Annotated in this window: 15 protein-coding genes; 10 read left to right on the top strand and 5 right to left on the bottom strand. The window is 52.2% G+C overall.

From position 1 onward, the window contains the following. Positions 1-1,009 (bottom strand): flagellar basal-body MS-ring/collar protein FliF (gene fliF / locus ACTF58_RS03580; protein WP_438990596.1); only part of this gene is annotated, 1,009 nt, incomplete at its 3' end. 121 nt (positions 1,010-1,130) lie between these two features. On the opposite strand from fliF, the gene ACTF58_RS03575 reads away from it, so the two are divergent. The 10 genes from ACTF58_RS03575 to ACTF58_RS03530 all read left to right on the top strand — a co-directional run bounded on the left by ACTF58_RS03575 (position 1,131) and on the right by ACTF58_RS03530 (position 10,929). Continuing rightward, positions 1,131-1,616 carry a flagellar basal body-associated FliL family protein gene (locus ACTF58_RS03575; RefSeq protein WP_438990595.1) on the top strand — a complete coding sequence of 162 codons (486 nt, stop codon included), beginning with the start codon at positions 1,131-1,133 and terminating at the stop codon, positions 1,614-1,616. A gap of 10 nt (positions 1,617-1,626) precedes the next feature. Then, on the top strand, positions 1,627-2,016 hold the full coding sequence (locus ACTF58_RS03570) for a hypothetical protein (RefSeq protein ID WP_438990594.1): 390 nt from the start codon (positions 1,627-1,629) through the stop codon (positions 2,014-2,016). Continuing rightward, positions 2,013-2,606, top strand: coding sequence for a MotE family protein (locus ACTF58_RS03565; RefSeq protein ID WP_438990593.1), 594 nt, complete (start codon positions 2,013-2,015; stop codon positions 2,604-2,606). Before ACTF58_RS03570 ends, ACTF58_RS03565 begins: the two co-directional genes overlap by 4 nt. 57 nt (positions 2,607-2,663) lie before the next feature. Further along, on the top strand, positions 2,664-3,533 hold the full coding sequence (gene motA / locus ACTF58_RS03560; RefSeq protein WP_438990592.1) for a flagellar motor stator protein MotA: 870 nt from the start codon (positions 2,664-2,666) through the stop codon (positions 3,531-3,533). Further along, a complete protein-coding gene (locus ACTF58_RS03555; RefSeq protein WP_438990591.1) occupies positions 3,530-5,797 on the top strand; it encodes a hypothetical protein in 2,268 nt (755 codons plus the stop codon). Before motA ends, ACTF58_RS03555 begins: the two co-directional genes overlap by 4 nt. Before the next feature lie 310 nt (positions 5,798-6,107). Beyond that, entirely contained in the window at positions 6,108-6,602 is a 495-nt protein-coding gene (locus ACTF58_RS03550) for a transglycosylase SLT domain-containing protein (protein ID WP_438990590.1), read from the top strand. Continuing rightward, a complete protein-coding gene (gene flhA / locus ACTF58_RS03545) occupies positions 6,599-8,680 on the top strand; it encodes a flagellar biosynthesis protein FlhA (RefSeq protein ID WP_438990589.1) in 2,082 nt (693 codons plus the stop codon). Before ACTF58_RS03550 ends, flhA begins: the two co-directional genes overlap by 4 nt. Beyond that, positions 8,677-9,453 (top strand): flagellar biosynthetic protein FliR, encoded by a 777-nt coding sequence (locus ACTF58_RS03540; protein WP_438990588.1) that lies wholly within the window; start codon positions 8,677-8,679, stop codon positions 9,451-9,453. The genes flhA and ACTF58_RS03540 overlap by 4 nt, the downstream gene beginning before the upstream one ends. Further along, positions 9,450-10,526: an EscU/YscU/HrcU family type III secretion system export apparatus switch protein gene (locus ACTF58_RS03535; protein WP_438990587.1), complete on the top strand. Its 1,077-nt coding sequence runs from the start codon at positions 9,450-9,452 to the stop codon at positions 10,524-10,526. Before ACTF58_RS03540 ends, ACTF58_RS03535 begins: the two co-directional genes overlap by 4 nt. Beyond that, entirely contained in the window at positions 10,513-10,929 is a 417-nt protein-coding gene (locus ACTF58_RS03530; protein ID WP_438990586.1) for a hypothetical protein, read from the top strand. Before ACTF58_RS03535 ends, ACTF58_RS03530 begins: the two co-directional genes overlap by 14 nt. Before the next feature lie 14 nt (positions 10,930-10,943). Here ACTF58_RS03530 and ACTF58_RS03525 read toward each other — a convergent pair whose 3' ends face one another. The 4 genes from ACTF58_RS03525 to ACTF58_RS03510 form a co-directional block, all read right to left on the bottom strand. Next, complete coding sequence (locus ACTF58_RS03525) at positions 10,944-11,441, bottom strand: flagellar basal body-associated FliL family protein (RefSeq protein WP_438990585.1); 498 nt, start codon at positions 11,439-11,441, stop codon at positions 10,944-10,946. Positions 11,442-11,470: 29 nt separating this feature from the next. Further along, a complete protein-coding gene (gene flgH / locus ACTF58_RS03520; protein WP_438990584.1) occupies positions 11,471-12,202 on the bottom strand; it encodes a flagellar basal body L-ring protein FlgH in 732 nt (243 codons plus the stop codon). A gap of 12 nt (positions 12,203-12,214) precedes the next feature. Further along, positions 12,215-12,634 (bottom strand): flagellar basal body P-ring formation chaperone FlgA, encoded by a 420-nt coding sequence (gene flgA, locus ACTF58_RS03515; protein WP_438990583.1) that lies wholly within the window; start codon positions 12,632-12,634, stop codon positions 12,215-12,217. After that, the coding region (locus tag ACTF58_RS03510) for a flagellar hook-basal body complex protein (RefSeq protein WP_438990582.1) at positions 12,634-12,923 on the bottom strand (290 nt) is incomplete at its 5' end. The genes ACTF58_RS03510 and flgA, both read right to left, overlap by 1 nt.

Genomic DNA, 12,923 nt, shown 5'->3' with positions numbered 1-12,923 from the left:
CGCCCGCAGCACGCGTGATTTCTCGCAAGGTTTCGGAGACTTCATAGTTTACACGCTCGCGTGTCTCGGTGTTTTGGCTCGAGTTGCTGTCGCCTCCATTCCCCGCGGCCCCATCTGGCAAATTTGACGCAACCGTGACGTCGCCACCTGCGGCTTCAGTCGAATTGCCTGAGCGCTCTTCCGTATCGGTGCTGATCGCGACTCGGCTATCAGGGTCGATCAGGGTTTCACGAATAGATTCGGTTTCCGTGACCGTCTCAACACTCACTTCCACAACAGCATTTCCATATCCAACACGGGCTTCGATCAGGTTTTGGACCTTGGCACGTAAAACCTCGGCTTTGTCTTGCCCTGCGCCTGAGGATGCCACTTCGTCACTCGTTCCAATGAGGCCGCCCTTATCATCGATCACCGTCACATTTTCGGCGGAAAGCCCCGCAACAGCAGAAGCAACCAGATAGCGCAAAGCTTTTGCATGATTGGCTGGCATGGTCCCGTCTGTGGCCGTGACAGAGACAGAGGCCGATGGTTCGGCATTTTTTTGAAACGGATTGCGGGAACTGTTCGCAATATGCACACGCGCAGTCGAGACAAGAGGGCTTGCGGCAATTGTGCGCGCCAATTCTCCTTCTTTGGCCCGCCAGTAAGCAGCATCAAACATTTGCGCAGTGGTGCCGAAGCCGTTCAATGTGTCGAGCAATTCATACCCTTTGGTATTGTTGGCAGGCAAACCTTCGCTCGCAAGCGTCATACGCAGGGCATCTCGTTGTGTGGATTCTACAAAAATAGAGCCACCCCGAATGTCATATGTCACACCCCGCGCCTCAAGAGACTTGACGACTTCGCCCGCCTGACTCGTTTCAAGGCCAGAATAGAGCAGGGTCAAACTCGGCTTGGACGCAAGATTTGTCATGGCAAGAATCGCCGCAAACATCCCTGCTGCAGCTAACCCCGCAATGATTTTGCGGCGTAGATCAGTCGATGCAAATACGTTCTGTAACTGCTCCAAGGATGGCTCTCCTGTATTTGGGCTTCTGCCCGTTTCGAAGCCAATTTGACCGAACAGCCTTAACAATCGGTTAGGGCCGTTGAGGTTATAGAGGTTTTGTAAAAAATCCTGCGAGGACAAGATGGCAGACCCCGAAACCCCACCAGACGAAGACCCAAAGAAAAAATCAAAACTTCCAATCATCATTGGACTTGTCCTCGCCTTGGCGGGCGGAGGCGGAGGCTTCTTTGCCGTTTACTCTGGTCTGCTCTTTGGGGCCGAAAGCCCTGAAAAAAAAGTCGAAGAAGAGGTTGTGCAGGATTTACCCGACATAGCATTTGTCGAAGTTGACCCCTTAACAGTCTCGCTCTTGGACAATGGCCGCGACAGGCATTTGCGCTTTAGGGCACAGCTCGAAACTCCTGGCCAGCACAAGGCTGACGTTGAAAAGCTGCTGCCCCGAATCAGCGATGTGCTCAACAGTTATTTGCGCGCAGTCGAGCTTGAGGATTTGAAAAATGCCTCGGCGCTTGTGCGCTTGCGAGGCCAAATGCTTCGGCGCGTGCAGCTGGTTGTCGGAGAAGGCAGGGTCAATGACCTGCTGATTATGGAATTTGTTTTGAATTAAGGAGGGGAAAATGGAATTTTTAGCTGATATTTTGCTGGTCGGCGGGGCCTTGGGGGCAGGCGTCTATTGTTATGTTCTGGCCCGCCGGCTGGCCCGTTTTAACGATCTCGAAACAGGTGTTGGTGGGGCCGTCGCGGTTCTGTCGGCTCAAGTAGATGACCTCACCAAAACACTAGAAGCCGCAAGGACAACCGCTTCGGCCTCCACCAGTTCTCTGGACGGCCTTACCGATCGGGCCGAAAATGTCGCCCAGCGCTTGGAGCTCTTGGTGGCTTCAATGCACGACTTGCCACAAGAACAGCCCCGACGAGACGAGCCTCAATCTGTCGCAAAGCCTGTGCATGACGCCGTTACAGAGCCTGTCTTTACACGTCGCGCTCCCGAGGAGAGGCCGCAATGATTAAGGCCTTTATCCGCCGCTCCGCCCGCCCTGCACGGGGCGCGCTCTTCACGATTTCACTTTTGCTGATTGGGTCGGCAGTGTTGCGCATTGGGCTAAGCGCCAGCGAAGCAATCGCACTGGAAAAAGCCCAGCCAAAAGCCGAAGCAAGCGATGCTCCTGAAAGTGGCTGCGAAACGGTCGGAGATCTGAACAGTATGCTGATTGCCTTTCGCGAGCGTGAAGAGCGAATTGCCTCTCAGGAGCTACAAATCAAAAACCGTATGCAGGCCCTGACCGTTGCTGATGAAAAAATTGAACAAAAGCTCGCGGCGCTCTCCAAAGCCGAATCTGAATTAAGGGCCACATTGGCTTTGGCAGATTCTGCCGCAGAGACCGACCTTGCCCAGCTGACAACAGTCTACGAAAACATGAAACCTAAAGATGCTTCGGCTTTGTTCGAACAGATGGCACCCGAGTTTTCCGCAGGGTTCCTTGGGCGCATGAAGCCTGCCTCTGCCGCTTCGATTATGGCCGGCTTATCCGCAGAACGCGCCTATTCGATCAGCGTAATTCTCGCAGGGCGCAATGCAAATGTTCCCAAGGAGTGAGGCATTTCTTAACTTCCCGCACGGTATGGTACTATGAACGAAATGAGGTGAGTGCAGATGGTCGGTCTTATCGGAATTGCCGTGATATTTATCATGGTCTTCGGAGGGTATTTGCTTGCAGGAGGCAAGTTGGGAATCATTCTGAAGGCTTTACCCTTTGAAATGATGATGATTGGCGGCGCCGCAGTTGGAGCCTTTCTCATCTCAAATGATATGGCGGCCGTTAAGCACACAATGAAGGATATGGGAAAAGTCTTCAAAGGGCCCAAGTGGAAACATGAAGACTATAAAGACTTGCTGTGCCTCCTTTTTGAGTTGATCAAGTTGGCTCGCGCAAATCCGGTCGCAATTGAAGAGCATATTGAAGATCCAGACCAATCATCGATCTTTTCCAAATATCCGAAAATTCTAACTGATCGGGAGGCCGTTGATCTGATCAGTGATACAATGCGTTCTGCTTCCATGAATTACGACGATCCGCATCAGGTCGAGGAAGTTCTTGAAAAGCGGATGGAAGCAAATTTGCACCATGCTTTGCATTCAAGTCATGCACTTCAGACTGTCGCAGACGGCCTGCCCGCACTCGGAATCGTGGCGGCGGTTCTGGGGGTGATCAAGACCATGGCGTCTATCGACCAGCCCCCAGAAGTATTGGGGAAAATGATTGGCGGTGCGCTTGTTGGAACGTTCTTGGGCGTTTTTTTGGCCTATGGCCTCGTTGGTCCGTTTTCAACAAAGGTCAAAACTGTTGTGGAGGATGATGCCCATTTTTACCAACTCATCCGAGAAGTATTGGTCGCAAACTTGCACAATCACTCCACCAACATTTGTATCGAAGTTGGTCGCCAGAATACACCGTCTCATTGTCGTCCAAGCTTCACCGAACTTGAAGAAGCCCTAAAAGACTTGAAGCAAGGCGCCGCATGAAGCCCTTTTTGTTCATATTTTTCCTATTGGCCCTGCCACTAGAAGTTTACGGCCAGACTGTAACAGTTCGCAGCGGCGAGCATGACGGGTTTACGCGGCTTGCATTGGATCTGCCTCAAAGAGTGGAATGGGATATATCGGGAGATGACATCAAGACCATCACATTTGATGGTTTGAAACCAAATTTTAATCTCACGTCTGTCATGCCAAGATTGAGCGCTGGGCGCGTGGTATCAGTGGGTCTCGCAAGCGACCCGTTTGCGCTTTCTATTGCTCTCAACTGTGACTGTGAAATCAGAAGTTTTTTTGCCGGCACCTCGATGTTGGTGCTGGATGTTTATGGGACGCCCCGTGAGACGCCCGTTCAAATCACCGAAGCAATCCCCCCTGAGCAGATGGCGACCGCTGACGACCAAAATAAGCAAACCTCGAGTGCTTTCCAGCTCCCCTTGGTCTTTCCAAACAAACGGACAAACACTTCAACCCCACGTTCCGAACAGCTCGCCCTCACCGCTCCAACCGCGACAGTGGAGACCCAAATCAATCGCGCCGAGCGCAGCCGTATTGCAGAGCGCGGCTTGCTCGAAGACATGGGCCGAGTGGCCTCTCAAGGGCTTGTCACTCCTCAAAACAAGATACCCACAATAGAGGATGAAAAAACGCCCCGCCCAAGTGAGACGCCAAGAACCGTAATTGCCGACAAACTCCCTCCAGCGCCTGAGGGCCAAAATATGCGTGCATTTTCAAGTGCCGATCGTGATTTGTTGATGTCTCAAGACAGTCAAATTCTCAATCGGAATGGGCAGAAATGCATGACAGATGAAAAGCTAGCTTTGCAAGATTGGGTCACTGATGAAGGCTTTACCGCCCATACGGGGCGCCTACGCGCGCAAATTTTCGGAGAGTTTGACCAACCCGACCCAGGTATTGTTGCCGAATTGGCCAAAGCATATATCGGCTATGGGCTTGGGCTGGAAGCCGTTCAAGTCTTAACAGAGGTTGCAACACTTAAGGCAGAACCTCAGCTATTGGCTATGGCTGATATTGTTGAGGATGGTGTTCTAACGGGCGAGAAGCCCGACGGCTGGTATTTGGACTGCGAAACAACCGCCGCGTTTTGGGCGCTCTTGGCCGGCGATAAAACACGCCCCGATATGCCGCTCAACAGCCAATCTGTGCTTAGGAGCTTTAGTGCCCTGCCTTTGCACATTCGGGCACACTTGGGGCCTTTTCTATCTGAACGTTTGCAAGAGATCGGAGAAGACTCTCTTTTGAAAGATGTTGCGCGTCATATGGGTCGCGGACAGCCCGAAGGCCTTGTTGCTGTCGCACTCGTATCGGCACAAGCCGAGATATCGGCGGGAGAGCCCGATCAAGCAGCAAAAGACCTTGAAAAGGTCATCATTGCAAACGGGGAAAAAGCACCTCAAGCGCTGATAGATAAAATCAATCTGCAAGTGGCAGCAGGTCAAACCGTTTCCCAATCAGATTCTGAGTTGATTGAGGCTTTCGCGCTTGAATATCGCCAAGATCCTCTCGGCGTCGAGATGGCACGAGCCGCCTTGATCGCTCGCACTTCGGCGGGCCAATTTCAACAGGCCTTCACAGACTTGGCAGAGTTAGCTCCCCAGCTCGCACAGCCCGATCTTCTCCAATCGGCAAGTTTTGTTTTGGACAAACTGAGCAAGGCCGCAGATGACCTAACCTTTCTTGAACTCACCTTCTCACCCGATGTAGAGAAACTGCAATTTAACAGTGAGGCCGAGCATAGCGCTGCAGAACGCCTGATCAGCCTCGGTTTTGAAAGCCGTGCCTTGGTGTTCTTATCGTCTGTCGCCGAACGACAGTCAGAGCGCCCTCGCAAAATGATTCGAGCAAAAGCGGCTCTTGGATTGGGAAATACACGGCAAGCAGAAGCCGAGCTTCTAGGGCTGGATGGCCCGGATGTTGAGGCCTTGAGGGCAGATATAAAAGTAAAGCAAGAAGACTACCGCGCCGCTCAAATCGTTTTGGAAACTCTTGGCCAAAATCAAGCTGCTGCGGAGCAGGCCTGGCTGGCAGATGACAGATCAGGCTTGACTGCGCTTGACCCCGATGACTGGCAAACCGAACAGGCCTTACTCGGGCTAAATCCCCCTTTGGATCGAGACACAAGCCTCGCCAACAGCCAGGATTTATTGCGCGAAACAGAAGAGCTTCGCGGATTGGTCACGGGTGTATTGGAGCGCCATACGGTCGACGCTCAATCTGCCATTCAACGGTGATGTTTAAGAGACGCAATAACCAATTCTAAACCACATTTGTCTAAACTTGGTCCAAGTTAAAACACGTTGGGACAAATGGATGAAGACCGCAAACACAAGCTCTATCTTGGCCGTCGCCTTAATATGGTTTGTCTCACAGGGTGCCTCCCCCTTGACGGCACAACCCGATGACATGGACGCTTGCGATCAAGCTGCGAGAGCGGTTGCCAAACAGAGCCAAGTGCCCCTGAAAATTCTCAAAGCCATAACTCGCACAGAGACTGGCCGTGTCTTCAACGGGGAGTTTTCCCCCTGGCCCTGGACCGTAAATATGGAAGGCAAAGGGGTATGGTTTGAAACTGCCGAACTGGCACGTGCGTATGTTTACAAGCACTATAAAGCAGGCGCGCGAAGCTTTGATGTCGGATGTTTCCAGCTCAATTACAAATGGCACTCTCAAGCCTTTTCCTCAATTCAGGAAATGTTTGACCCTATCTCCAATGCCACTTACGCGGCTCAGTTTTTGTCCCAGCTTTATGCAGAATTCGGCAGCTGGGATGAGGCGGTTGGAGCCTATCACTCCCGCACGCCCAAATATGCCGAAAATTACAAAAAACTATTCGCCACCCATTTGGCAAAATTAGAACCACAAAACACAGAGTTTAGCACCCATATCGCCGCACCCAAAGCGCTTCGTCCGAACGGATATCGACTATTGCAGTCACATGGCGAGCCGATTTCGGCCGGCTCCTTAATGATGTTAAGCCCGCGCGATGGGTTTAGCCTCTTCACCGCTGCGCAGCCACTCTTCGGGCCAGGCTCATGAAAGCGGTTCACACAATTTTTCAGCCTACCGTGCTACTCGCCCTCGCCCTGATGGCGATCATTGTCATGATGATTTTGCCCATGCCTGCTTGGGTGCTCGACATGGGGCTTGCCACATCCTTCGCACTCGCGATTCTCATTTTCACTGTCACATTGTTTATCGAGCGCCCGCTAGATTTCTCGTCCTTTCCCACAATATTGCTGGCCTCTCTCATGCTACGGCTATCGCTCAATATATCTTCGACCAAGCTGATCATTGGGGAAGGTCATACAGGCACACGCGCCGCAGGCGACGTGATTGAAGGCTTCGCAAATTTTGTGATGGGCGGAAACGTCTTCTTGGGTCTGGTCGTTTTTGGTGTCCTGTTGATTGTAAACTTCATGGTCATCACAAAAGGCGCCGCACGCATGGCCGAAGTCGGAGCGCGCTTTGCTTTGGACGGGATGCCAGGCAAACAGCTCGCGATTGACGCTGATATGTCTGCCGGTGCAATCGGCCACAATGAGGCAAGTGAACGGCGCGAACGCGAACAGCTCGAAACAACTTTTTTCGGCTCACTGGATGGCGCATCAAAATTCGTCAAAGGCGATGCCGTTGCAGGGCTGCTGATCACCTTTCTCAATCTCGTCGTCGGGTTGGTGATGGGCGTTGCTGTGCATGACATGGCGCTTGGGGATGCGTTTGAAACATACGCTATTCTCACTGTCGGCGATGGTCTGGTGACACAAATCCCCGCAGTGATCATTTCAATTGCCTCCGCCCTTCTTCTCGCACGCGGAGGGGCAAAAGGCGCAACAGATCTCGCCCTGCTGTCACAAATCGGCAAGCACCCTGCCGCGCTTGGCACAGTTGCATTCATGATGCTCTTGTTTGCCTTAGTGCCGGGCTTGCCGTTGCTTCCATTCCTGATAGGCGCAACCGTTTTGGCCGCCGCTGCATATTTCGTGTTTTCAAAACAAGACGCTAAAACAGATAATTTGCCCGCACTAACTGACGCCCCCGAAAAGCCTTTTGAACGCTCACTGGGTGACATTTTGGACATTGATGATCTGAGCGTCGAATTTGCGCCCGATCTGGTCGATATGATACTCGATGCGGGCACAGGGCTTGATGCGCGGATTGCAAATATTCGAAATCATGTGGCAGGCAACTATGGTGTGATCCTACCGGAAATCCGCCTAACAGATAATCCTGCCCTGCCTGTCGGGGTCTACAAAGTCTTTGTGCAAGGTGTCGCGCAAACTGAAGCCGAACTCTACCCAGCGCATGTCTTGGTCCTGAGGGGAGATTTCACCTCTTCTCTACCCGACGGCGTTGATGTCCGAGAGCCTGTTTATGGTGCCGAGGCACGTTGGGTTCCTGTTCGGTATCGCGAAGAGCTGGTCTTGCAAGGCCTTACGGTCATCGCTCCAGGTGAGGTTCTTGCCACCCATCTCTTGGAGCTGGTCAAACAAAACTTCAGCCGCCTGTTTTCTCTAAAATCCCTTCGCAAATTGCTTGATGAAATGACCAATTTATCAGACCAAAAACGCAATGACGCAAATCGCAAACTCTTTGACGAGCTGATCCCGGATAAAGTGCCGCTAGACGTTTTACATATGGTTTTACGTCTCTTGTTAGACGAACAGGTCTCGATCCGAAATCTACCCCTGATCCTTGAAGCCATTGCAGAAGCCCGCGCGGTCAATGCGCAAGTCGATGTGATCTGCGAGCACGTTCGCCAAAGGCTGGGCTTTCAGCTTGTGGCCGAGTGGAAACGGCCAGACGGAACGATTCCGCTCATTCAGCTGGCCTCTGAGTGGGAAGACGAATTCAACAGCTATCAGGTTGGCGTTGAGCGTGGTGGTTTAGACATCGCCCTGCCACCTGACCTGTTTAACAAACTGTCCAACCGCTTGGCCGAAAAGGTCACTCAGGCCTCTGAACAAGGTATTTCCGCCGCGATCGTTACATCCGCCCGCCGTCGAAAGTTCCTGCGCACTCTGACAAAAGCCAAAGGGATCTCTGCTCCAGTCTTTTCGTATGAAGAAATTGGCCTTGATGCCCATCCCTCCCTTGTTGGCGTGGTTGCTGCATGAACGCCGAGTTGGCAACCCTCATCGGCTTAAGCCAGCAAGCTTTAGAGATTGGCTTCTACCTGTTCTTACGGATCGCCCCTATCGTCGCGTTTATGCCCGGTTTCGGAGAAACTGTTGTGCCCGCACGCATTAAACTTGTGTTGGCGCTGTGCTTTACCACGATCATGGTGCCCGTTGTTTCCCCCGATCTGGTTGCCGTAAAGAGCGAAGCTCTATTTTTACAGCGACTTGCAACCGAAACCACGATCGGGCTTTTCCTCGGGCTTGGCCTTCGACTTTTCATCCTGACCTTGCAAACAGCAGGCTCAATGGCCGCTCAAGCAACCTCTTTATCACAGCTTTTTGCAGGGGCCGCAGCAGAACCTATGCCAGCAATAGGCCATATGCTCGTAATTTCGGGACTTGCTTTGGCAATGCTGATGGGTTTGCCAGTCCGGGTCATTGCCTTGCTTGAAATGTCGTATCGCGCCTTGCCATTGGGCGCGCCGCCAGATGTGTCACTCTTTGTGGAGTGGGCAAGCGCTTTGGTGGCGCGGTGTTTTGATTTGGCCTTTTCTCTGGCCGCCCCGTTTTTGGTTATGTCAGTGCTTTACAACCTCACCCTCGGGGTCATCAATCGGGCGATGCCACAGCTTATGGTTGCCTTTGTCGGCGCCCCTGTCATCACAGCGGGGGGCTTGCTCTTCTTGCTGATTTTCGGGCCATTGATGCTGATGATCTGGTGGGACGCTCTTGATAGCTTTCTCTCCCAGCCTGCGGATTTCATGCGATGAGTGAAGAGGAAAACAACGACAAGCAACATGAGCCCAGTCAAAAGAAGCTCGATGATGCGCGCAAAAAAGGCGAAATTCCCCGCTCTACAGATCTCTCGGTCGCCGCAAGTTATGGCGGGATGCTGCTTGTCTACGCAGGGTTTGGTGCGACCACGCTTGTTTTTCTCTGTGCCGAAATGGCAGGCTTTATGGAGCAGGCTTTTCTGGCAAAAGATATGCAGGGCGCGCGCAATCTCACAGGCGGGCTGATGCAATCAGTCTGGCTTGTGACAGGAGGATGGTTCTTGGTGCCTGCTGGCAGCGTGATTTTGGTACTGATCGCCTTAAAGGGGTTTACCTTCGCGCCTGAAAAGCTCCTGTTCAAGATGTCTCGTATTTCCCCGCTGTCTAATGCCAAAAATAAATTTGGCCGAAGCGGGATATTTGAATTCCTCAAAAGCACACTAAAACTTTTGATTTATTCAATATGTCTGGGCCTGTTTCTGCAAGCCCGCCTAAGCGACATTGCAGCCGTCACAAGTATGTCCTCCGGCAGCGCAGTCTTACTGATGTTCAAAATGAGCGCCGAATTTTTCTTTGTTGCCTTCCTTGTCGCGCTCTCGGTTGGCGGTATTGATTATTTATTTCAGTATAATGAGCACCTTAGAAAAAACCGTATGTCCGACAAGGAGATGCGTGATGAACAAAAAGAAGCCGAAGGCGATCCGCATATGAAAGGCGCGCGCCGTCACAAAGCACAGGACTTGGCGCTCAATCAAATGGCAGCTCGCGTTCCGGAAGCCACCGTTATCGTGGTAAACCCCGAACATTATGCCGTCGCGTTGGCCTGGAGCCGTTTGCCTGGCTCTGCTCCAATTTGTGTCGCCAAAGGTGTAGATGAGGCCGCTCAAACCATAAAAGAAATCGCGCGCGAACATAACATACCCATTCACCGCGACCCGCCCACTGCACGTGCGCTCTATGCGACAACCCGGATTGATAAAGAAATCGACCCCGCTCATTTCAAGTCTGTTGCGGCGGCCATTCGATTTGCAGATCAGATCAAAGCGAAGGTGAAACGTGGCCAATTCTAACCAGAGAAACGATCAGCTATCAGCAGTTCTTCAAGCACGGCGTGACGCCGCGCAAGCAGAGTTCGAAGGCATCTGCACTAGAATGGCTCGTATTCAGGACATCCTTGATCAACTGAAAAACCAATCTCAAGAACCGGATGCCGTCTATCTGGCTTTGGGCGCAGACTACCTATGGCAACATTGGGTCTCGCAAAGGCGCGAAGCCCTCTTGATGGAGCTGGCAAGGCTTCGCGCCCTAAAAGACGAAAAGGGCCGCATTTTGAAAAAGGCCAATGGCCGCGCTCATGCATTCGACACAATCTGTGAGAAACACGAAAATACCCTGAGCCAGAGCCTCGCGCACAAAGAGCTTACGCGCCTCAACGACCTAATCATTTCTCAAAAACTAACGCGCCACAGATAGACGCTGTTCAAATCTCAGACATCCTGTCGGGCGATATCCATAATCAAGACATCAGATACAAGGTCTCCCGTGGTGTCTTTGGCTGTTTCCAACAGGGCTTTGCGCAAAATGCTCATGTTATTAGAGTTGGTAAATGCCCCTCGAAAGCCGCCAGCATTGGCATGATCAAAGAAGACCTGCAAAAATGCGTCCCGTAGCTTTGGCTCTCGGAAATATACCTCTTCCTTACGCCCTTGTGTGACTTCGACAGTCAGTGACACCACAACCAAAGCCCCAACGCGGGCCTCTTCCACAACGGGTATCACGAACTGGTTGTTCAACTTCACATATTCAAGTGTAGAGGGCGCGGGCTCTTCAACGCTATGATCAACGCTCTCGCCTTCCGCCCCCACATCACCACAGGGTGATGTCACCTCGGCTTCCAAAACAGGGTCTGGCCTTAAAAAATAACCGGCTCCGATACCAACAGCAACGCCAAGAAAAGCAAGAAGAAGTGGAAGAATTTTTCCCATGTTCGGGCAGTCCTTTTGAAAATATTCGTTTAGAAAGGCAGGATCGCATCAACGATTTGCTGCCCGATACGGGGCTGTTGAACGTCCGTAATCTGCCCGCGCCCGCCATAAGAAATGCGGGCCGAAGCGATTTTGTCATATGTAATTTCATTCTGACGGCTGACATCAGCAGGACGCACAAAGCCTGTGATCATCAACTCTCTCATCTCAAAATTCACCCGAACTTCTTGGGATCCGGATAAAAACAAAACCCCGTTAGGCAAAACTTCCGTAATGGTTGCCGCAATCCGTAGGGTAAGTTTTTCGTTGCGCCGCACGGCCCCATCTCCGCTTGAATTCGAGTTGGAGTTGATCGAGACAGCATCCTCCATTGTGGCGCCATCTGGCAGCTGGGCGTTCAACCTTTGTGGGATTCCCATCAAACTGGGAACAGACATACTCTCCGAGCCAGAGCGCGAGCGCGAGGTCTTGTTTGAAATTTCGGCTTTGTCATCGATCTCAATCACGACAGTCAAAATATCCCCCTGCTCCATTGCCCGCCGATCTCCCAAAAGCGAGTTCCGGCTTTTACTCCACAGCGAAGCCTGTGCCTCGGGCGCCGTTTCAAACAGGCTTTCAGGCAAAGGTTGACTCATCATGGCAACGTGTTCAGGCGTGCCTTTGCTGTCGGTAAAGCTTGGAGGTTTGCCGATATGATCGGCCCGGCCACAGGCGCTGAGAGCCAGCAAAATACAAAGCAACTGATGTCTTGAAAGCGTCATGCAAGGCTCCCTTTAAGGATCAACGATGAGAGTGCCGTCAGGAAGGACACGCGCATAAAGTGTGGTTTTTGAAGAGAGGTTCATCACCTTGATAACCTCTCCAACAGAGGCACGGTCCAGAGCCCGAGCATCTGTCTGAATCATAAGCGAGCCTCTTTGATAGCTGAGTTTCGCAACTTGGTTTCGGTCAATCACAGCAGGCTCACGCAGATCTGTTGCCCGAATAGGGCGCCCCGCATAAAGCGAAATACGCGCCTCCTTCCCCACAACATCCGCAGGATCAGACAATGCTCCAAGCACCTCAACAGGGCGCAGAAGCAAATCTTCTTCCGTAATCAGCGTCTTGGGGCGAATTGTATGCTGAGCCACAATCACGTCTGCAAGAGCTTGCCCCGAGAGCAAACAAAACCATATGAGAAGAGCACTGCGCATTATCGTATTTGCGCCGTTGCGCTCATCATCTGGTCTGCCGCAGAAATGACTTTAGCATTCATTTCATAGCCGCGCTGCGCTTCGATCAGCTCTGTAATCTCCCGAACAGCATCGACAGAACTGTCTTCCAGATACCCTTGACGCAATGTCCCCAAGCCGTCCTGGCCTGCGGTGGTCACAATGGGTGCGCCCGAAGCTTCGCTTTCAGCGAAAAGGTTATCGCCCAAAGCTTCCAGCCCCTTCGCATTGTTAAACCCCGCGACGTTGAACTGGCCCAGAAGCTGGCCTG

Origin of the sequence: Lentibacter sp. (assembly GCF_965657785.1) — a bacterium.
Lineage (GTDB): Bacteria > Pseudomonadota > Alphaproteobacteria > Rhodobacterales > Rhodobacteraceae > Lentibacter.
This window is presented reverse-complemented; position numbering and strand designations above follow the sequence as displayed.